This window comes from Stenotrophomonas sp. pho (assembly GCF_006228405.1).
GTDB classification, from domain to species: Bacteria; Pseudomonadota; Gammaproteobacteria; order Xanthomonadales; family Xanthomonadaceae; genus Stenotrophomonas; species Stenotrophomonas sepilia.
Genome location: NZ_CP029759.1, coordinates 578,219 through 597,276, shown reverse-complemented (window position 1 = coordinate 597,276; position 19,058 = coordinate 578,219). Strand labels below are relative to the sequence as shown.

Here is a 19,058-nt window from a genome sequence, read left to right as displayed (position 1 = left end):
CCCCGGCCCCCTTGATGGGCCGCCGCCGCGCCCTGATCCTTCAACGATTACCTCCTGGTTCCCCCGCATGACCCAACTCGCCTCCAGCTACGACCCGAAGTCCTTCGAGACCGACCTCTACGAGGCCTGGGAGAAGGCCGGCCACTTCAAGCCGTCCGGCACGGGCGAGCCGTACACCATCCTGCTGCCGCCGCCGAACGTGACCGGCACCCTGCACATGGGCCACGCCTTCCAGCAGACCCTGATGGACGCGCTGGTGCGCTACCACCGCATGCGCGGCTACGACACGCTGTGGCAGGTCGGTACCGACCACGCCGGCATCGCCACCGAAATGGTGGTCAGCCGCAACCTGGCGCTGGAAGGCAAGGGCGAGACCCGCGATTCGCTGGGCCGCGAGGGCTTCATCGGCAAGGTCTGGGAGTGGAAGCAGCAGTCCGGCGACACCATCGAACGCCAGATGCGTCGCCTTGGCACCTCCGCCGACTGGTCGCGCAGCACCTTCACCATGGACCCGCAGCCGTCGGCGGCAGTCAATGAAGCCTTCGTGCGCTGGTACGAGCAGGGCCTGATCTACCGCGGCCAGCGCCTGGTGAACTGGGACCCGGTGCTGAAGACCGCCATTTCCGACCTGGAAGTGGAGAGCGCCGAGGAAGACGGCTTCCTGTGGTCGATCGCCTACACGCTGGACGAAGGCCTGAGCTACGAGCACGTCGAGCGCGATGCCGACGGCGTGGAAACGCTGCGCGAAACCCGCGACTACCTGGTCGTCGCCACCACCCGCCCGGAAACGCTGCTGGGCGATACCGCGGTGATGGTGCACCCGGAAGACGAGCGTTACGCGCACCTGATCGGCAAGAGCGTGGTGCTGCCGCTGACTGGCCGCCGCGTGCCGGTGATCGCCGACGACTACGTGGACCGCGCGTTCGGCACCGGCGTGGTCAAGGTCACCCCGGCGCATGATTTCAACGACTACGAAGTGGGCGTGCGCCACAGCCTGCCGATGATCAACCTGTTCACCCCGGTGGCGGCGCTGAACGAAAACGCGCCGGAACGCTTCCAGGGCCTGGACCGCTATGAAGCGCGCAAGGCCGTGCTGGCCGAACTGGAAGACCTGGGCATCCTGGTCGAGACCAAGGCGCACAAGCTGCAGGTGCCGCGCGGCGACCGTACCGGCCAGGTGATCGAGCCGTACCTGACCGACCAGTGGTTCGTGAAGATGGACGACCTGGCCAAGCGTGGCCTGGAACTGGTCGAGGACGGAAGCATTTCCTTCGTGCCGCCGAACTGGATCAACACCTACCGCCACTGGATGAACAACATCCAGGACTGGTGCATCAGCCGCCAGCTGTGGTGGGGCCACCGTATCCCGGCGTGGTTCGATGCCGCCACCGGCAACTGCTACGTCGGTCGCAGCGAAGAGGACGTGCGCGCGAAGCACAACCTGGGCAGCGACGTGGTGCTGAACCAGGAAAGCGACGTGCTGGAGACCTGGTTCTCCTCGCAGCTGTGGCCGTTCTCCACCCTGGGCTGGCCGAATGAGCAGGCCATGGCCGAGCGCGGCTTCGACCGCTACCTGCCATCGTCGGTGCTGATCACCGGCTTCGACATCATCTTCTTCTGGGTGGCGCGCATGATCATGGCCACCGACAACCTGGTCGGGAAGATCCCGTTCAAGGACGTCTACTTCACCGGCCTGATCCGCGACGGCCAGGGCCAGAAGATGTCCAAGAGCAAGGGCAACGTGCTCGACCCGCTGGACATCATTGACGGCATCACCATCGACGACCTGGTCGCCAAGCGCACCGGCGGCCTGATGCAGCCGAAGATGGTCGAGAAGATCGAGAAGGCCACCCGCAAGGAATTCCCGGACGGCATCGCCGCCCACGGTGCCGACGCGCTGCGCTTCACCATCGCCGCGCTGGCCACCCACGGCCGCGACATCAAGTTCGACATGAACCGCGCCGAGGGCTACAAGAACTTCTGCAACAAGCTGTGGAACGCCAGCCGCTTCGCCCTGATGAACACCGAAGGCGCTGCGTTCACCGGCGTGCCCAAGCCGCGCACCGATGCCGAGCGCTGGATCCTCGCGCGCCTGGCCGCCACCACCGCCGAAGCTCAGGGCCATTTCGCCGCGTATCGCTTCGACCTGCTGGCGCAGTGCCTGTACGAGTTCGCCTGGAACGCGTTCTGCGACTGGTTCCTGGAGCTGAGCAAGCCGGCCTTGAACGGTGCCGACGCGGCTGATGCCGAAAGCACCCGCCACACCCTGCTGTACGTGCTGGAAGCGCTGCTGCGCCTGCTGCACCCGCTCACGCCGTTCATCACCGAACAGCTGTGGCAGCAGCTGGCCCCGCGCCTGGGCCTGGCCGAAACCACGCTGTCGCTGCGCCCGTACCCGACCGCCGCCGAATTCGCCGGTGATTTCGCCCAGGCCGAGGCCGACGTGGAATGGCTGAAGGCGGTGATCAGCGCGGTGCGTCGCGTGCGCAGCGAACTGAACGTCGCACCGTCCAAGCAGGTGCCGCTGCGCCTGCAGGCCGGCCTGGCGCAGGACCGCGTGCGCATCGAACGCTTCAGCGCTTCGCTGTCGTTCCTGCTGAAGCTGGACAGCATCCAGTGGCTGGCCGAAGGCGAAGGCGCACCGCCGGCGGCCGCCGCGATCGTGGGCGAGCTGAAGCTGCTGGTGCCGCTGGAAGGCCTGGTCGATCTCGATGCCGAGCGCGTGCGCCTGGACAAGGAAATCGCTCGCGTCGAAGCCGAAAAGGAGAAGAGCGAGACCAAGCTGGCCAAGTTCACCGACAAGGTGCCGCCGGCCGTGGTCGAGCAGGAACGCGTGCGCCTGGCCGACTGGAACACCCAGCTGGCCGGCCTGCGCGAACAGCGCGCGAAGCTGTAACGCCGCGCTCTGGTGCGTGCCAACCAAGGTTGGCGCCTACCACGCCGGGAGAGGTTGGCACCCACCCAAGCGGAATCGGAAACGCCGGGCGATGCCCGGCGTTTCCATTTCCGCCGCATGGCATCATCGCCGGATGCCTCTTTCGATCTTCCTGCTGGTTCTCGCCGCTGCGGCACTGCATGCCAGCTGGAATGCGATCGTCAAGCGCGGGCCGGACAAGTTCCTCGGCACCGTGCTGGTCACCGGCAGCGCCGCGCTGCTGTCGGCCGCCGCCCTGCCCTTCCTGCCCTTCCTGCCTTTTCCCGCCGCGCACAGCTGGCCCTGGCTGGGCGCATCGGTGCTGTTGCAGGTGACCTATTACGGGCTGGTCGCACGCTGTTACCAGCAGGTCGACATGAGCCTGGCCTACCCGCTGATGCGTGGCAGCGCGCCGATCCTGGTCGCACTGGCGGGCACCCTGCTCGGTGAACCATTGCCCGCTGCAGCGTGGCTGGGTGTGGTGCTGGTGAGCACCGGCATCCTGTGCATGGCAGTGGGTGCGCGTGGCGGCCAACTGCGCCTGCCGCTGCTGACCGCAGCGATGATCGCCACCTACACGCTGGTCGATGCGCAGGGTGCACGGCAGTCCGGCAGCGCGCTCAGCTACACGCTGTGGTTGTTCCTGCTGTCGGGCATTCCGCTGCCGCTGTGGGCGTTGTACACGCGCGGCGGCGCGGTACTGGACTATGCGCGGCAGCATTGGCCGCTGGGACTGGCCGGTGGCGTCGGCACCACCGCCTCCTATGCGATGGCGTTGTGGGCCATGACCCAGGCGCCGGTGGCGATGATCTCGGCGCTGCGCGAATCCTCGATCCTGTTCGCGCTGCTGATCTCGGTGTTCCTGCTGCGCGAACGGATACCACGCGCGCGCTGGCTGGCAGCGTCGCTCATCGTCGGTGGCGTGCTGGCGTTGCGCCTGGCGTGAGCAGAGCGTGCCAACCAAGGTTGGCACCTACCGGATATGCCATTGCACGCCTTGGTAGTAGCCGACCTTGGTCGGCGCATTGCTGCCAACCAAGGTTGGCGGCAACCGGTAGTGCCGGCCGCTGGCCGGCAACCCGTCTGCGTTAAAGCGGCGGCATCACCTGCAGGTCGCCGTCGACCAGCTCGATCGCCATCACCACCGCGTCCTCGCGGCCCTGTGCGGCCGGATAGTAACGCGGGCGGCGACCGATCTCGTTGAAGCCTTCGCTGTGGTACAGCGCCAGCGCCGGCGTGTTGGACGGACGCACCTCCAGGAAGACGCGCTGGGCACCACGGTCGGCGGCCAGTTGCACCATCGCGCGCAGCAGCTGGCGGCCCAGCCCGCGCGACTGTGCCAGCGGGTCGATGCAGATGTTGAGCACGTGCGCTTCATCCGCGGCGATGCTGAGCACGCCATAGCCGACCAGCAGGCCATCGCGCTCCATCGCCAGGCCGGGATAGCCGGCGCGCAGGCAGTCGATGAAAATGCCGCGGGTCCAGGGAAAAGGATAGCCCCGCAGCTCGATCGCCATCACGGCATTGAGGTCGCTCTCGCGCAGCGCACGCAGGCTGACCGGGCCGGGCCGGGTCACCGCGCTCACCGCGCACCCCGCTTGCGCAGGGCACGCAGCTGCGGCCACAGCGCACGCTTGGCGGCCGGGTCACGGCGCAGCTGGTCCAGCGGCCAGCTGTCCATCAGCACCTGCGTCGCCGGGTCGTTCGGGTTGCAGCCGGACGCGCGCAGCAGCGCGATCTGCAGGCGATCGGGCAGGCGTACCACCGGCTGTCGTGCGTTGCCGCTGGGCAGCGGGCGCTCAGCCGCCGGCACGGTATCCGGGGCACTGACCGGCGTTTCGCGGCGCGGCGGAGCCGGGCGTTCCGCGCGTACTGCGGTCGCCGTCGCGGCGCGGGCGTCGCGCGGCGGCACAGCGGCCCGCACCGGCTCCGGTTCCGGCGGGGCAACACTGGCCTCGGCTTCGGCCACGCTCAACTGCAATGCGGCATCCAGCTCGGCGGCCAGCTGGCCGTCGTGATAGACGGTATAGCCCATGGCCTGCAGCCAGGCCTGCTGGGCCGGCGACCACAGCACGGGCAGGTCCTGGCTCACGCGGCCTCGGGCTTCTTGCGCAGGCGCTGCACGGCCCACATCACCGGGCCGGACAGGGCGTACAGGATCCCGACCGCGAACAGCACGCGCGGCAGGTCGATCACCGCGATGGCAATGGCGACCGGCACCAGCGCCAGCACCAGGAACGGCACGCGATCCGAACGGGTGCCCTTGGCCGCGCCGCCCTTGAAGCTCCAGAAACGGATACGGCTGACCATCAGCAGCGCAGCGATGATCGTCACTGCCAGCGCCACGTAGCGCAGCTGGTTGCCATCCCAGCCCAGGTTGCCGTCGGCGAACGCCCAGACGAAGGACATCATCAGGCCCGCTGCGGCCGGGCTGGCCAGGCCAACGAACCAGCGCTTGTCGACCACCGCCACCTGCGTGTTGAAGCGGGCCAGGCGCAGTGCCGCGCAGGCCGCATACAGGAAGGCCACGGCCCAGCCGACGCGGCCGAGCAGCGGATCATCGAACTTCAGCCACGACAGCGACCAGTGGTACATCACCAGCGCCGGGGCCATGCCGAAGCTGACCAGGTCGGCCAGCGAGTCGTACTGCACGCCGAATTCGCTGCTGGTACCGGTCAGGCGCGCCACGCGCCCGTCCAGGCCATCCATCACCGCCGCCACGAACACGGCGATGCTGGCATTGACGAAATCCCCGTTGGCCGCGGCGATGATCGCGTAGAAACCGGCGAACAGGCCGGCGGTGGTGAACAGGTTGGGCAGCAGGTAAATCGTGCGCGAGCGCGGCGGCGGTGTGATCGGGTCCATGGAATCCAGTTTAATCGACTTGCCAGTGCTCGGCGCCAATGCTGCAATCGGCGTTCTACGCCCATTCCGTGGAGTTTGCCATGCGTGCCCTGTCCTGCCTTGGATGCCTGCTGCTGTTGGCCAGTGCCAACGCCGTGGCCGGTCCCGTCTACAAATGGAAGGACGCCCATGGCGTGACCCAGTACTCGGAGACCCCACCGGCGGGCAAGAAGTACGAGACCCGCGAGCAGGCCCGCACCCCGCAGGCCGCGGCCAGCACCGAGACCCCGGCCGCGCCGGTTCCCGAGCAGTGCAGCACGGCCCGGGCCAACCTGGCCCTGCTGGACGGCGGTGGCCAGGTGATGCAGGACACCGATGGTGATGGCAAGGCCGATACCCCGTTGACCCCGGAGCAGCACACCGCGCAGAAGGGGCTGGCGCAGGCCGCCATCAAGGCGTACTGCCCACCGGCCGGTTAAGGGTATCGGCAGGGCTGCGCCCTGCACCTGCCGAGGCTGCAAGCAACGGCAACGTCAAAAGCGGGCATTCCGTGGAATGGCGGGGCGGTGTCGGATTGCGGGGACGCCGCAATCCGACACCGCCCACCCCCGACAGATTTCCGGTGGCCAGTAGATCCACGCCATGCGTGGATAAAATCTGTCGGATCTCGAATTGAATCCGGGGTCAGATCCGTTTTCCTGCGGAAAACGGATCTGACCCCGGGAGCCATTCCGACAGCTCGCAGGAAACTGTCGAAGGCGGGGTGGGTCCGCTTGCGGGAGTGTCCGCGGCATGGATGCCGCGGCCAAGCCCCCATGGATGGGTTTACGGCGTCTCCCGCAACCGGACCCACCCCGCCATCCCACGGGAAACCCGCTGTTGCTTCGGCTGTTGCTTCTGAGGTTGCCGGCCAGCGGCCGGCACTACGGCGGGTGCAGGGCGCAGCCCTGCCGATACCCCTCCCCCGGCCGGGCTGGCAGAATAGACGTCTCTGCCGTTATCCGAAGCCGACGATGCGCCTCTCCCAGTTCCACCTGCACACCACCAAGGAAACCCCCAGCGACGCCGAGCTGACCAGCCACCGGCTGATGCTGCGCGCGGGCATGATCCGCAAGCTGGCATCGGGCCTGTACACCTGGTCGCCGCTGGGCCTGCGCGTGCTGCGCAAGGTCGAGCGCATTGTTCGCGAGGAAATGGACCGGGCCGGCGCGGTGGAATTCCAGATCCCGACCATCCAGCCGAAGGAACTGTGGGAGCAGACCGGCCGCTGGCAGAAGTTCGGCCCGCAGCTGCTGAAGATCAAGGACCGCAAGGACCAGGTGTTCTGCTACAGCCCGACCGCCGAAGAAGCCGCCTGCGACTTCGCGCGCAGCGAGCTGTCCAGCTACAAGCAGCTGCCGGTGAACTTCTACCAGATTCAGACCAAGTTCCGCGACGAGATCCGCCCGCGCTTCGGCGTGATGCGCGCGCGCGAATTCCTGATGAAGGACGCCTATTCGTTCCACCTGCACGATGAGTGCCTGGTGCGCGAGTACGAGAACATGAAGTCGGCCTACAGCCGCATCTTCACCCGCCTCGGCCTGGATTTCCGCATGGTGCAGGCAGACTCCGGCGCGATCGGCGGCGATGCCTCGCAGGAATTCCACGTGATCGCCGATTCCGGCGAAGACGCGCTGGTGTTCTCCACCGGTTCGGACTACGCGGCGAACATGGAGGCGGCGATCGCCGCCGATCCGGCACCGCGTGCGGCCGCCACCGAAACAATGCGCAAGGTGGATACCCCCACCCAGAAGACCTGCGAGGACGTCGCGGCCCTGCTCGGCATCGACCTGCAGCGCACGGTGAAGTCGGTGGCACTGATCGCCGGCGAAGGCGAGGCACAGCAGTTCGTGCTGGTGCTGGTGCGTGGCGACCATGAGGTCAATGAAATCAAGCTGGCCAAGGTGGCCGGGCTGGACGAGCAACGCTTCGCCAGCGAGGCGGAAATCGCCGAGCACCTGGGCAGCGTGCCAGGCTTCCTCGGCCCGGTCGCGCCGGCCAAGGCCATCCGCGTGGTCGCCGATCGCGAAGTGGCGGCAATGGCCGACTTCGTCGTCGGCGCCAACGAGGCCGGTTTCCACCTGGCCGGCGTCAACTGGGGCCGCGACCTGCCGGAACCGGAAGTGGCCGACATCCGCAACGTGCGTGCCGGTGATCGTGCCGTGGACGGCGGTGAACTGAAGATCGCCCGTGGCATCGAAGTCGGCCACGTGTTCCAGCTCGGCCGCAAGTACGCCGAAGCGCTGGATGCCACCGTGCTGGATGAAAACGGCAAGGCGGCGGTGATGGCGATGGGTTGCTACGGCATCGGTATCTCGCGCGTGGTGGCTGCCGCGATCGAACAGAACCATGACGATGCCGGCATCATCTGGCCGGACGCGATGGCGCCGTGGCAGGTCGTGGTGTGCGTGATCAACCCGAAGGGCGATGCCGTTGTGGCCGACGCTGCAGCCAATCTGCTGCAGGAGCTGCGCGACGCCGGCCTGGACGCCGCGCTCGACGATCGCGGCCTGCGCCCGGGCGCGATGTTCGCCGACATGGAACTGATCGGCATCCCGCACCGCGTGGTGGTCAGCGAACGTGGCCTGGCCGCCGGCACCTACGAGTACCGCGCGCGCCGCGCCAGCGAGGCGGAGAGCCTGGACAAGGCCACCCTGCTGCAGCGACTGCAGGGCTGACGTGGAAAGACCGGGGCCTGCCCCGGTCTTTTTTTTTGGGGCGCGCGGCCTTTCCCTATATTGCAGCGGACATAATCCGGTCAAAATCACCGCGATAGCGTCTGCATGCCGCCACGCCATGACCCGCCTGCATTTGTGCTGTGATTAATTCATCTCTATTCTGTCCGCCGACGCCATGGACTGGCTTGTCCCGTCCACACATTAGTTTCCGGAGTAACCGTAAATGAGCATTGACCTGACCGGCCTGTCAGCACGCGAGCTGGGCGCCCTGATCCGTACCGCCAAGAAGCAGCAGACCATCGTCGCCAAGCGCCGGCCGATCACCAAGGTGCGCGCCCAGCTGACCAAGCTGGCCAAGACCGAGGGCTACACCATCGAGGAACTGTTCGGCGACGCCCCGGCACCGCGCGCGCGCAAGGTGGCCAAGGTCGCCAAGGCACCGTCGAAGACCGCCGGCCGCAAGCTGGGCAAGGTTGCCCCGAAGTACCGCAACCCGGCCAACCCCAAGGAAACCTGGACCGGCCGTGGCAAGCAGCCGCGCTGGATGGCTGAACTGACCGCCAAGGGCAACAAGAAGCCGGAAGATTTCCTGATCAAGAAGGCCTGAGGCCGGATCGGGGAGCAATGAAAAACGCCGGCGAAAGCCGGCGTTTCCTGTATGTTGAGCCGAGCCCACGCTCGGCTATCCATATGCAAAGCCGAACATGGGCTCGGCTCTACAGTGTCTTGCGCGCCGGCATCAGCAGGTTGCCGAACAGCAGGCCCGCCACCAGCGCCATCACCACGTTCAGAACGGTGAGGAACACGCTCTGGCCGGCGCCCACGTCCTGCTGCTGGACCAGGGTCAGCACGCCACGCAGGCTGGTGCTGCCGGGCACCATCATGATGATGCCCGGCAGGCGGATGATCGCGCCCGGACGCCCGACCAGGCGACCGAACAGGTTGCCACCGGCGGTCAGCAGCATTGCCGACAGGAAGATGCCGGCCGGCGCGCCCCAGGCGTGGCCGCCGAACTTGGAGATCGCGTAACCGGCCACCGAGGCGGCGATCACCCACGGATAATCGCGGCGATTGGCCTTGAACAGCATCGCGAAGGCGAACGCGGCGGTCAGCAGCGAGCCCCATTCCACCCACGGCCCCTGCGGCCGCGCGGCCCGGATCACCGGATCCAGGCCGAGCACATCGGCCAGGGTCACCGCGATCATCGCGCCGACGCTGAGCTTCATGATGGTGGTCAGCGCGCCGGCAAAGCGCGCGGTACCCGATACCCAGTGCTGGCTGGCCAGCTCATTGACCGCATTGGTCAGCGACATGCCGGGCAGCAGCACCACCAGCGAGGCGATGATCACCGTATTGAGGTTGAGCGCACCAATGAACGACGCGACCAGGGTGGCGACCATGCCGGCCAGCAGCGCGGCCAGCGCCTCGGCGGCTTCGCGGGTGGCCGGGCGACGGTCGGTGACCATGCCGAGCAGGCCGATCATCAGGCCGATGACACCGGCGGTGGCGATGTCCAGCCACGGCAGCTTCCACATGCCGGCCACGCCAGCCGCGCCGAGGGTGAACGACAGGATCGTGCGCAGCTTGCCGCGCCGGCCCGGATCCTTGTCCAGCTGGCGCAGCGCAGTGTGGCCCTGGGCGATGCTCATCCGCCCGTTGGACACTTCTTCGGCGATGTGGTCGGCAACGCTGAGCTTGTGCAGGTCGTTCTCACCCGGTGCCAGGCGGATCACGCGGGTGATGTCGCTGGAGCCGATCGCCTGGGCCGGATCGCTGAAGCTGAGGATGATACCGGTGGGATTCGACCACGGTTCACAATCCAGATCGAGCTGGCGGGCCAGGGCAACCACCGCCGTTTCCAGGCGCTGGGCCGTGGTGCCATAGCTGTGCAGGCGTCCGGCGATCTCGGAAACGAAGGCCACGCGCTGTGCGTAGGTGGCCTGGGGTGTGGGGATCGTGTGAGCATCTGCGGACATGCGCCGTAGTATTACCTACGCTGGGGCCCGCCGGAGAAATTCATCCAAGTTCGACGCGAAGCCCGATACAGAACGGTTATGCTGCGACCCGAATGGCCCACGTCACCCCGAACCTCGCTCCCCAGCTCGAACAGGATGCCCACGACCCGGGCCTGATCCGCCTGTCCGGCACCTGGACCTTGAAGACCGCGCTGGCCGCGGCCGAAGTCCTGCGCGGCGTTCCCGACGCGCTGACCGGCATCGATGCCACCGGCATCGAGCAGCTCGATTCGGCCGGCGTGCTGCAGGTGCTGCGCGTGGCCCATCGCGCCGATCTCCACGAAGACGCGCTGCAGTTCCGCCCGGACCACCAGGCGCTGGTGTGCACCATCGAGGAAGTGGCCGATGACCGGCCCAAGGCCAAGCGCGATTTCGGCGTGCTGGCCGCGCTTGAGCGGCTGGGTGTCAGCGTCCACGCCACCGGCCACAACATCAAGGCCCTGTGCAGTTTCCTCGGCGAGAACCTGGTCAAGGCGGCGCGGCTGGTCAAGGAACCCCGCCGCTTCCGGCTGACCGCCACCGTGCATCAGATGGAGCAGGTCGGGCTGGATGCGGTGCCGCTGGTGGCGCTGTTGTCCTACCTGGTGGGTGCGGTGATCGCCTTCCTCGGCTCGACCATCCTGCGCGACTTCGGCGCCGAGATCTACGTGGTCGAGCTGGTCAACATCGCTTTCCTGCGCGAGTTCGCCGTGCTGCTGACCGCGATCGTGCTGGCCGGCCGTACCGCCAGCGCCTTCACCGCGCAGATCGGTGCGATGAAGGCACGCGAGGAGATCGATGCGATGCGTACGCTGGGCCTGGACCCGGTCGACCTGCTGGTGCTTCCACGCTTGCTCGCCCTGCTGGTCACCCTGCCCTTGCTGACCTTCATCGCGATGATCGCCGGCCTGGCCGGCGGCATCACCGTCGGTGCGTTCGACCTCGACATCCCGCCGCAGATGTACATCGCGCGCATGCACGAGACGATGGAAGTGCGGCACCTGCTGGTGGGCCTGTCGAAGGCGCCGGTATTCGCCCTGGTGATCGGCCTGATCGGCTGCCTGGAGGGCCTGAAGGTCGAGGGCACCGCGCAGTCGGTCGGCGAGCGCACCACCTCCAGCGTGGTGCAGACGATCTCGCTGGTGATCATCATCGACGCCTTCGCGGCGTTGTGGTTCATGCACATGGACTGGTGACATGAGCACATCCGCCCTCCCCGAATCCATCGACATGCGCGACGACCAGGGCCACGAACTGGCCATCCGCGTGCGTGGTCTGGTCAACCGGTTCGGCAGCCAGACCGTGCACGAAGACCTGGATCTGGACGTACGCCGCGGCGAGATCCTGGGCGTGGTCGGCGGCTCCGGCACCGGCAAGTCGGTGCTGATGCGCTCGATCCTCGGCCTGCGTGTGCCGGATGCTGGGCAGATCGAAGTCCTCGGCCGCGATGCGCGTGCCGACGACGCCGAGAGCCGCCTGCACATCGAACGCAATACCGGTGTGCTGTTCCAGGACGGTGCCCTGTTCTCGTCGCTGACCGTGGGTGAGAACGTCCAGGTTCCATTGAAGGAACACCACCGCGAACTGCCCGAGCGCTGGCACTACGAACTGGCGCTGCTGAAAGTGAAACTGGCCGGCCTGCCAGCCGACGCGATCAACAAGCTGCCTTCGCAGCTGTCCGGCGGCATGCGCAAGCGCGCCGGCCTGGCCCGGGCGCTGGCGCTGGATCCGCCGTTGCTGTTCCTGGACGAACCCACCGCCGGCCTCGACCCGATCGGCGCGGCGGCGTTCGACCGCCTGATCAAGACGCTGCAGGAAGCGCTGGGGCTGACCGTGTTCCTGATCACCCACGACCTGGACACGCTGTACGCCATCTGCGACCGCGTCGCCGTGCTGGCCGACCGCAGGGTGGTGGCCAATGCGCCGCTGCCGGACATCGAGAAACTGGATCATCCGTGGATCCAGGAATACTTCCACGGACCCCGCGCGCGCGCCGCGCGTGGCGAACAGATCGAGAGTGCCTGAGCCATGGAAACCAAAGCCAACTACGTGCTGATCGGCGCGTTCACCCTGATCACCGGCCTGGCCCTGCTGGCCTTCGGCCTGTGGGCGGCCAAGTACTCCTCCGACCGCACCTGGCAGGAGTACCGCGTGGTGTTCCGCGAAGCGGTGACCGGCCTGTCGGTGGGCAGCCCGGTGCAGTACAACGGCATCGCGGTGGGCTCGATCACCGAACTGAACCTGGTGCCGGACGACCCGCGCCAGGTGGTCGCGCGCATCCGCCTGAACTCCAACACGCCGGTCAAGACCGATACCCGCGCCAAGCTGGCGATCACCAGCCTGACCGGCCCGTCGATCATCCAGCTCAGCGGCGGCACGCCGCAGTCGCCGGCACTGACCACGGTCAACAAGGATCCGGCACCGATCATCCCGACCACGCCCTCGGCGCTGCAGAACATCACCGACGTGGCCAACCGCATCGTCGAGCGCATGGACCAGATCCTCAGCGACCGCAACGTGGCCTCGATCAACGCGACGCTGGCCAACCTGGAGACGATCAGTGGTGGCCTGGCCGACCGTGACCAGGGTACGCAGGCGCTGCTGCTCAGCGCGCGCGATGCCGCCCGCAGCCTGGACACCACGCTGAAGACCACCAACGGCACCATCGAGCGCCTGGACAGGAACCTGGTGCAGCAGCTGCCCGGCATCATCGACAAGCTCGACACGACCTTGGCCAAGCTCGATTCGGCCGCCGGCAACGCCGATTCGATCCTTGGCGAGAACCGAGCCGCGATCAACAGCTTTGCCAACGATGGCCTTGGCCAGCTGGGCCCGACGCTGACCGAACTGCGCGGCCTGATCCGCGACCTGCGCCGGGTCAGCGACCGCCTCGAGAACAACCCCGCGCGCTACCTGCTGGGCCGCGACGCACCGAAGGAGTTCGAACCCAAATGAGCCCGACCACCCTTCCGCGCCTGCTGCTGGCCGCTTCGATGGTCACCCTGCTGGGCGGCTGCTCCATCCTCGGCAGCAGCGAGAAAACCGCGGTGACGCTGTACTCGCCGTCCGTGCAGGTCAAGGCGGACCCGGCATGGCCGCAGGCCAGCTGGCAGCTGGTGCTGGCCAAGCCCAGCGCCGCGCGCATGGTCGACAGCCCGCGCATCAATGTGCGGCCGACACCCTCCCAGCTTGAGATCTACAAGGGGGCCAGCTGGGCGCAGCCGGCCACCGACATGATCGAGGACACCCTGCTGCGTGGCTTCGAGGATTCCGGCCGCATCCGCGGCGTGGCCCGCAGCACTGCCGGCATCCGCGCCGACTACAAGCTGTCCACCGACGTGCGCCGCTTCGAATCGGATTACCAAGGGCAGGCCACGCCGACCGTGGTGATCGAGGTCAACGCCAAGCTGATCCACGTCGCCGACCAGCGCGTGGTGGCCGACCGCACCTTCCGCCAGGCGCAGCCGGTCGGCAGCACAGACATACCGGCGGTGACCGCGGCCTTCGAACGTGGCCTGCAGCAGCTGGCGCAGGACATGGTGGGCTGGACGTTGACCAGCGGCCAGGCCGACCAGCCGAACGTTGCACGCTGATCTCCGCATTCGCCGGGCGCGTGGTTGCGGGGTCAGATCCCTTTCCTGCCGGAAAGGGATCTGACCCCTTCTTCGTCAACGTGGGGTAATCCAGCGGAACGTCAGGTTGATGCGCTCGCCCTGCACCCGCGTCATCTTCGGCAACGCGTGCTGGTAGAAGCGCTGGGTCTGCCCGGCCATCAGCAGCAGGTCACCATGGCCAAGCACGAACTCGGCCTTGCGCGCCGGATCGTCGCGTCGGCGCAGCAGGAAACGGCGCGCCGCACCCAGGCTCAGCGACGCGATCACCGGGGCCGGCCCCAGCTCCGGCTCGTCATCGCTGTGCCAGCCCATGTAGTCGCCGCCGCCGCGATAACGGTTCAGCAGCACACTGTTGAAGCGGCCGTGGCCTTCGGCCTGCAGGCGCTCGCGCACGGCCTGCAACACGGGCGGCCATGGGTGCGGCACGAACTCGGCACCGGAGTAGCGGTAGCGCGCCTGCGGGTCGCCGATCCAGCAGCTCAGCCGTGGCGAGTCCACCCAGTTGCCGAACATGCGGATGCGGTGGACGTCCCACCGCACGTCGGCCTGCAGCGCCCCCATGAGCCGGTCGGCGTCGGCAGCAGCCAGCCATCCCGGCAGGTGCAGGACATCGGCATCGGGCAGGTCGTGGGGGAACAGCATGGCGGCACCTCAAGAAACAGGGCGGCACGCTTGGCCGCCCTTGCAGCCTCAGCCGCGCTGGAACGCGACGCCGGTCTTTTCCTCCAGTTCTTGATCGCTGACACCCGGCGCGGCCTCCACCAGCAGCAGGCCCTTGTCAGTCACGTCGAACACGGCCAGATCGGTGATGATCCGGTCGACCACGCCCACGCCAGTCAACGGCAGCGTGCATTCGGCCAGGATCTTGTGCTCGCCGTTCTTGGCGGTGTGCTCCATCAGTACCACCACGCGCTGCACGCCGGCGACCAGGTCCATCGCGCCGCCCATGCCCTTGACCATCTTGCCGGGCACCATCCAGTTGGCCAGATCGCCCTTGTCGGTGACCTGCATGGCGCCGAGGATGGCCAGGTTGACGTGGCCACCGCGGATCATCGCGAAGCTGTCGTGGCTGCCGAAGTAGCTGGCGCCCGCACGTGCGGTGACGGTCTGTTTGCCGGCGTTGATCAGGTCGGCGTCGACCTCGGCGTCGGTCGGGAACGGGCCAATGCCGAGCAGGCCGTTCTCCGACTGCAGCCACACATCCACGCCGTCGGGAATGTGGTTGGCGACCAGGGTCGGCAGGCCGATGCCCAGGTTCACGTAGGCGCCATCGGTCAGTTCCTGGGCGGCACGGGCCGCCATTTCATCGCGGGTCCACGCCATGTCAGTTGCCCTCCGCGCGGATGGTGCGCTGTTCGATACGCTTCTCGGGATGCGGGTTGTGCACGATGCGGTGCACGTAGATGCCCGGCAGGTGCACCTGATCCGGGTCGATGGCGCCGACCGGCACTACCTCTTCAACCTCCACGATGCAGACCTTGCCGGCCATCGCACAGGCAGGGTTGAAGTTGCGCGCGGTCTTGCGGAACACCAGGTTGCCAGCCTCGTCGGCCTTCCAGGCCTTGACCAGTGCCACGTCGGCGCGCAACGCGGTCTCCATCACGTAGTGCTTGCCATCGAACGCGCGGGTTTCCTTGCCCTCGGCCACCACCGTGCCATAGCCGGTGGCAGTGAAGAACGCAGGGATGCCCGCGCCGCCGGCACGCAGGCGCTCGGCCAGGGTGCCCTGCGGGTTGAATTCCAGCTCCAGCTCGCCGGCCAGGAACTGCCGCTCGAATTCCTTGTTCTCGCCCACGTAGGACGAAATCATCTTCTTGATCTGCCGCGTTTCCAGCAGCTGGCCGAGGCCGAAGCCATCGACGCCGGCATTGTTGGAGATCACGGTCAGGCCCTTGACGCCGCTGTCGCGCAGCGCAGCGATCAGCGCCTCGGGAATGCCACACAGGCCAAAGCCGCCCACGGCCAGGGTCTGCCCATCGGCGACCACCCCCTGCAGGGCCTCCGCCGCACTGGCGAAGCGCTTGCCGCGCTTTCCGCCGGAAGTCGATTGCTGCATTGCTGTAGTACCCTGCGAATGGATAAGCGCATTCTAGCCGCAGGCCTGCACCCGACGGGTTTGCGGCGCAGCAAACCGCGCGGATGCAGCGGCCCGGGGCCGGGATGCCGCTTTCTGGCCCATGCCCCAACGCGGATACAATGGACGATCCCGCCGCGTCAGCCCGCGAACGATGCCCCCAGCGCCTCCTGCCCCCTCTCCTGCAGCCCACGACCGCGCCCTGTGCGTGGACCTGGATGGCACGCTGCTGGACACGGACCTCCTGTATGAATCGCTGCTGGTGCTGTTGGCGCGCAATCCGCTGTACCTGTTCCTGCTGCCGTTCTGGCTGCTGCAGGGCAAGGCCGCACTGAAGCGGCAGATCGCTGCACGCGTCACCATCGATCCACGCCGCCTGCCTTACAACCCGAAAGTTCTGGAACTGCTGCGCGACACGGCGCAGCGCCCGCGGGTGCTGTGTACCGCCTCGGACCAGCTGCTGGTCGCGCCGATCGCCGCACACCTGGGCCTGTTCGAGCAGGTGATCGCCAGCGATGGCCAGCGCAACCTGTCCGGCACGCACAAGGCACAGGCCCTGGTGGATGCCTTCGGCGAGCGTGGTTTCGACTACGCCGGCAATGGCACGGTCGATCTGGTGGTCTGGGCCCGCGCTGCAGGTGCCTGGGTGGTCAACAACCGCAGCGCCCTGGCCGGTGCCGCAGCGCAACGCACCCAGCTGCTGGGGCACTGGCCCGCCCCATCCAGGCTGCAGGCATGGTTGAAGGCGCTGCGGCCACACCAGTGGCTGAAGAACCTGTTGGTGTTCGTGCCCGTGTTGACCGCCCACCGCTTCCTGGAAGCACCGGCGGTGGCCGATGCCCTGCTCGCCTTCGCGGCCTTCAGCCTGTGCGCCTCCGGCGTCTACCTGCTCAATGACCTGCTCGACCTCGATGCGGATCGCCGCCATCCGCGCAAGCGCCATCGCCCCTTTGCCGCCGGTCGCCTGCCGCTGCTGCACGGCCTGGTTGCAGGCCCGCTGCTGACACTGTGCGGGCTGGCCGTGGCACTGGCCTGCAGCCCTGCATTCGCGGCCGTGCTGGCGGGCTACTACGCGCTGACCGTTGCCTACTCGTTGCGCCTGAAGCGCATCGTCATGCTCGACGTGGTACTGCTGGCCAGCCTCTACACCCTGCGCATCATCGGCGGCACGGTGGCCATCGGGCAGAACTGTCGTTCTGGCTGCTGGCCTTCAGCATGTTCATTTTCCTCTCGCTGGCTCTGCTCAAGCGCTATACCGAACTCCACGCGGTGCTGGCACGTGGCAAGACCCGCGCCAACGGCCGTGGCTACGGCGTGGAAGACCTGCCGCTGCTGCAGTCGCTGGGCGCGGCCGCCGGCTACTGCGCCGTGCTGGTGATGGCGCTGTACATCAACAGCCCCGACAGCGTGGAGCTGTACCGCAACCCGAAGCTGCTGTGGTTCATCTGCCCGGTCCTGCTGTACTGGGTCAGCCGCGCCTGGGTGATAGCCCATCGCGGCAACATGCACGATGACCCGATCGTGTTTGCCGCCACGGATCGGCCCAGCCAGGTGGTGGCCGTGCTGTGCGCCGGGTTTGCCCTGGTGGCGATCTGATGCGGGCCGACGCGCATTCCTGGGGGCGGTATCCGCGCGCGCCACAGTCGCTGATCAGGGTGCATGATCGGCTCGCCACGCTGCCAACCTTCGAGGGCACTGCGTTGCCGCATGGTAACGGACGCAGCTATGGCGACAGCTGCCAGAATCCGGGGGCCACCCTGCTGGAATGTCGCGGTCTGGACCGCTTCATCGCCTTTGACCCGGCCAGCGGACGGCTGCAGTGCGAAGCTGGCGTCACCTTGGGTGAGATCATCGCGCTCGTTCTGCCGCAAGGCTGGTTCCTTCCGGTTACCCCAGGCACGCGTCACGTCACCGTGGGCGGTGCGATCGGCAATGATGTGCATGGCAAGAATCATCATCTGGCCGGCAGCTTCGGTCACCACGTGCTGTCCTTCGAGCTGCTGCGCAGCGACGGCGAACGCCACGTGTGCCGTCCTGGCAATGGCGACGGCTGGTTCGAAGCCACCCTCGGTGGGCTTGGCCTGACCGGAGTGATCACCCACGCCGAGCTGCTGCTGCGCCGCGTGCCGGGCAGCTGTCTGGAGGTGGAGACCATCCGTTTCTCCAGCCTGGCAGATTTTTTTGCGCTGTCACAGGACAGCAGCGAAAGCCACGAGTACAGCGTGGCCTGGATCGACTGCCTGGCACGTGGCCGCGCCCTCGGCCGCGGGCATTTCACCCGTGCCAACCATGCCGCGCAGCCGGCCGACGAACGTCCAGCCACGCCCCGGCGGCAGTGGTCGATGCCGCTGATACCACCGATATCACTGGTCAACCGGCTCACTCTGCGCCCGTTCAATACGCTCTATTACTGGCGCCAGCCGGCGCAACGCCGGCGCCACGTCTCACACCTGTTGCCCTTTTTCTATCCGCTTGATGGCATCAGCCAGTGGAACCGGATGTATGGTCCGGCTGGCTTCGTGCAGTACCAGTGCGTGCTGCCACCGCACGCGGCCGCGGATGGAGTTCCCGCCCTGCTGCAGGAAATCGCCCGCAGTGGCCAGGGGTCGTTCCTGGCGGTGCTCAAGCAGTTCGGTACGCGGCCGTCCCTTGGCATGTTGTCCTTTCCGCGCCCGGGTACCACCCTGGCCCTGGACTTCCCCAATACCGGCGAGGCACTGTGGGCCCTGCTGCGGCGCCTGGACCAGATCGTCGATGCCGCCTGTGGTGCCCAGTACCCGGCCAAGGATGCGCGGATGACCGCCGCCTCATTCCAGCAGGCGTACCCGCGCTGGCAGGACTTCAGCCGATTCATCGATCCACGTTTCTCGTCCGGCTTCTGGCGCCGGGTGACGGAGTAAG

General features: G+C 67.3%; 17 protein-coding genes and 1 pseudogene. 11 read left to right on the top strand and 7 right to left on the bottom strand.

Annotated elements, in window-relative coordinates; all coding sequences use genetic code 11:
* The first annotated feature begins 67 nt into the window (after nucleotides 1–67).
* Together DL544_RS02760 and DL544_RS02755 are read left to right on the top strand one after the other, a co-directional pair.
* The gene (locus tag DL544_RS02760) at nucleotides 68–2,896 is read left to right on the top strand and encodes a valine--tRNA ligase (RefSeq protein WP_139726714.1); all 2,829 of its coding nucleotides are present in this window, start codon (nucleotides 68–70) and stop codon (nucleotides 2,894–2,896) included.
* 133 nt (nucleotides 2,897–3,029) lie between these two features.
* Nucleotides 3,030–3,860: an EamA family transporter gene (locus DL544_RS02755; protein ID WP_139726713.1), complete on the top strand. Its 831-nt coding sequence runs from the start codon at nucleotides 3,030–3,032 to the stop codon at nucleotides 3,858–3,860.
* 142 nt (nucleotides 3,861–4,002) lie between these two features.
* Here DL544_RS02755 and rimI read toward each other — a convergent pair whose 3' ends face one another.
* The 3 genes from rimI to pssA are packed head-to-tail and all read right to left on the bottom strand — an operon-like array spanning nucleotide 4,003 to nucleotide 5,779.
* Nucleotides 4,003–4,500 carry a ribosomal protein S18-alanine N-acetyltransferase gene (gene rimI, locus DL544_RS02750; protein ID WP_005415208.1) on the bottom strand — a complete coding sequence of 166 codons (498 nt, stop codon included), beginning with the start codon at nucleotides 4,498–4,500 and terminating at the stop codon, nucleotides 4,003–4,005.
* The gene (locus DL544_RS02745) at nucleotides 4,497–5,006 is read right to left on the bottom strand and encodes a hypothetical protein (protein WP_005415207.1); all 510 of its coding nucleotides are present in this window, start codon (nucleotides 5,004–5,006) and stop codon (nucleotides 4,497–4,499) included. Before DL544_RS02745 ends, rimI begins: the two co-directional genes overlap by 4 nt.
* Complete coding sequence (gene pssA / locus DL544_RS02740; RefSeq protein WP_005415206.1) at nucleotides 5,003–5,779, bottom strand: CDP-diacylglycerol--serine O-phosphatidyltransferase; 777 nt, start codon at nucleotides 5,777–5,779, stop codon at nucleotides 5,003–5,005. Before pssA ends, DL544_RS02745 begins: the two co-directional genes overlap by 4 nt.
* Before the next feature lie 80 nt (nucleotides 5,780–5,859).
* Between pssA and DL544_RS02735 the strand changes: the two genes are divergently transcribed.
* The 3 genes from DL544_RS02735 (at nucleotide 5,860) to DL544_RS02720 (ending at nucleotide 9,082) form a co-directional block, all read left to right on the top strand.
* Nucleotides 5,860–6,237 (top strand): DUF4124 domain-containing protein, encoded by a 378-nt coding sequence (locus DL544_RS02735; protein ID WP_065196267.1) that lies wholly within the window; start codon nucleotides 5,860–5,862, stop codon nucleotides 6,235–6,237.
* A gap of 534 nt (nucleotides 6,238–6,771) precedes the next feature.
* On the top strand, nucleotides 6,772–8,475 hold the full coding sequence (locus DL544_RS02725) for a proline--tRNA ligase (protein ID WP_065186252.1): 1,704 nt from the start codon (nucleotides 6,772–6,774) through the stop codon (nucleotides 8,473–8,475).
* A gap of 223 nt (nucleotides 8,476–8,698) precedes the next feature.
* Nucleotides 8,699–9,082: an H-NS histone family protein gene (locus DL544_RS02720; protein WP_005415203.1), complete on the top strand. Its 384-nt coding sequence runs from the start codon at nucleotides 8,699–8,701 to the stop codon at nucleotides 9,080–9,082.
* Nucleotides 9,083–9,191: 109 nt separating this feature from the next.
* Here DL544_RS02720 and DL544_RS02715 read toward each other — a convergent pair whose 3' ends face one another.
* Nucleotides 9,192–10,451, bottom strand: a complete 1,260-nt coding sequence (locus DL544_RS02715; RefSeq protein WP_046428410.1) for a threonine/serine exporter family protein — start codon at nucleotides 10,449–10,451, stop codon at nucleotides 9,192–9,194.
* A 92-nt stretch (nucleotides 10,452–10,543) separates the two neighbouring features.
* Between DL544_RS02715 and DL544_RS02710 the strand changes: the two genes are divergently transcribed.
* From DL544_RS02710 to DL544_RS02695, 4 genes are read left to right on the top strand one after another with little or no spacing between them, the layout of a single operon-like run.
* Entirely contained in the window at nucleotides 10,544–11,665 is a 1,122-nt protein-coding gene (locus DL544_RS02710; protein WP_065179137.1) for an MlaE family ABC transporter permease, read from the top strand.
* A gap of 1 nt (nucleotide 11,666) precedes the next feature.
* Nucleotides 11,667–12,494 carry an ABC transporter ATP-binding protein gene (locus tag DL544_RS02705; RefSeq protein ID WP_061480218.1) on the top strand — a complete coding sequence of 276 codons (828 nt, stop codon included), beginning with the start codon at nucleotides 11,667–11,669 and terminating at the stop codon, nucleotides 12,492–12,494.
* A gap of 3 nt (nucleotides 12,495–12,497) precedes the next feature.
* Nucleotides 12,498–13,424, top strand: coding sequence for an MlaD family protein (locus DL544_RS02700; RefSeq protein ID WP_005415199.1), 927 nt, complete (start codon nucleotides 12,498–12,500; stop codon nucleotides 13,422–13,424).
* The gene (locus DL544_RS02695) at nucleotides 13,421–14,062 is read left to right on the top strand and encodes an ABC-type transport auxiliary lipoprotein family protein (RefSeq protein ID WP_065196227.1); all 642 of its coding nucleotides are present in this window, start codon (nucleotides 13,421–13,423) and stop codon (nucleotides 14,060–14,062) included. Before DL544_RS02700 ends, DL544_RS02695 begins: the two co-directional genes overlap by 4 nt.
* 75 nt (nucleotides 14,063–14,137) lie before the next feature.
* Here the strand turns inward: DL544_RS02695 and DL544_RS02690 are convergent, their stop codons facing one another.
* From DL544_RS02690 to DL544_RS02680, 3 genes are read right to left on the bottom strand one after another with little or no spacing between them, the layout of a single operon-like run.
* The gene (locus DL544_RS02690; protein WP_065179135.1) at nucleotides 14,138–14,725 is read right to left on the bottom strand and encodes an alpha-ketoglutarate-dependent dioxygenase AlkB family protein; all 588 of its coding nucleotides are present in this window, start codon (nucleotides 14,723–14,725) and stop codon (nucleotides 14,138–14,140) included.
* Nucleotides 14,726–14,773: 48 nt separating this feature from the next.
* Entirely contained in the window at nucleotides 14,774–15,406 is a 633-nt protein-coding gene (locus DL544_RS02685; RefSeq protein ID WP_049440689.1) for a CoA transferase subunit B, read from the bottom strand.
* A 1-nt stretch (nucleotide 15,407) separates the two neighbouring features.
* Nucleotides 15,408–16,139, bottom strand: coding sequence for a CoA transferase subunit A (locus DL544_RS02680; RefSeq protein ID WP_065179132.1), 732 nt, complete (start codon nucleotides 16,137–16,139; stop codon nucleotides 15,408–15,410).
* A gap of 226 nt (nucleotides 16,140–16,365) precedes the next feature.
* Here DL544_RS02680 and DL544_RS02675 point away from each other — a divergent pair.
* Both DL544_RS02675 and DL544_RS02670 read left to right on the top strand, forming a co-directional pair.
* Nucleotides 16,366–17,753, top strand: a pseudogene (locus DL544_RS02675) (UbiA family prenyltransferase).
* On the top strand, nucleotides 17,753–19,057 hold the full coding sequence (locus tag DL544_RS02670; protein WP_065186255.1) for an FAD-binding oxidoreductase: 1,305 nt from the start codon (nucleotides 17,753–17,755) through the stop codon (nucleotides 19,055–19,057). Before DL544_RS02675 ends, DL544_RS02670 begins: the two are co-directional and overlap by 1 nt.
* The last annotated feature ends 1 nt before the right edge of the window (nucleotide 19,058 follow it).

What these genes read in the sequence shown, in the direction of transcription:
- DL544_RS02760 (WP_139726714.1), top strand. Translation starts at nt 68, where the DNA reads ATGACCCAACTCGCCTCCAGCTACGACCCGAAGTCCTTCGAGACCGAC.
- DL544_RS02755 (WP_139726713.1), top strand. Translation starts at nt 3,030, where the DNA reads ATGCCTCTTTCGATCTTCCTGCTGGTTCTCGCCGCTGCGGCACTGCAT.
- pssA (WP_005415206.1), bottom strand. Translation starts at nt 5,779, where the DNA reads ATGGACCCGATCACACCGCCGCCGCGCTCGCGCACGATTTACCTGCTG.
- DL544_RS02735 (WP_065196267.1), top strand. Translation starts at nt 5,860, where the DNA reads ATGCGTGCCCTGTCCTGCCTTGGATGCCTGCTGCTGTTGGCCAGTGCC.
- DL544_RS02725 (WP_065186252.1), top strand. Translation starts at nt 6,772, where the DNA reads ATGCGCCTCTCCCAGTTCCACCTGCACACCACCAAGGAAACCCCCAGC.
- DL544_RS02720 (WP_005415203.1), top strand. Translation starts at nt 8,699, where the DNA reads ATGAGCATTGACCTGACCGGCCTGTCAGCACGCGAGCTGGGCGCCCTG.
- DL544_RS02715 (WP_046428410.1), bottom strand. Translation starts at nt 10,451, where the DNA reads ATGTCCGCAGATGCTCACACGATCCCCACACCCCAGGCCACCTACGCA.
- DL544_RS02710 (WP_065179137.1), top strand. Translation starts at nt 10,544, where the DNA reads ATGGCCCACGTCACCCCGAACCTCGCTCCCCAGCTCGAACAGGATGCC.
- DL544_RS02705 (WP_061480218.1), top strand. Translation starts at nt 11,667, where the DNA reads ATGAGCACATCCGCCCTCCCCGAATCCATCGACATGCGCGACGACCAG.
- DL544_RS02700 (WP_005415199.1), top strand. Translation starts at nt 12,498, where the DNA reads ATGGAAACCAAAGCCAACTACGTGCTGATCGGCGCGTTCACCCTGATC.
- DL544_RS02695 (WP_065196227.1), top strand. Translation starts at nt 13,421, where the DNA reads ATGAGCCCGACCACCCTTCCGCGCCTGCTGCTGGCCGCTTCGATGGTC.
- DL544_RS02690 (WP_065179135.1), bottom strand. Translation starts at nt 14,725, where the DNA reads ATGCTGTTCCCCCACGACCTGCCCGATGCCGATGTCCTGCACCTGCCG.
- DL544_RS02685 (WP_049440689.1), bottom strand. Translation starts at nt 15,406, where the DNA reads ATGGCGTGGACCCGCGATGAAATGGCGGCCCGTGCCGCCCAGGAACTG.
- DL544_RS02680 (WP_065179132.1), bottom strand. Translation starts at nt 16,139, where the DNA reads ATGCAGCAATCGACTTCCGGCGGAAAGCGCGGCAAGCGCTTCGCCAGT.
- DL544_RS02670 (WP_065186255.1), top strand. Translation starts at nt 17,753, where the DNA reads ATGCGGGCCGACGCGCATTCCTGGGGGCGGTATCCGCGCGCGCCACAG.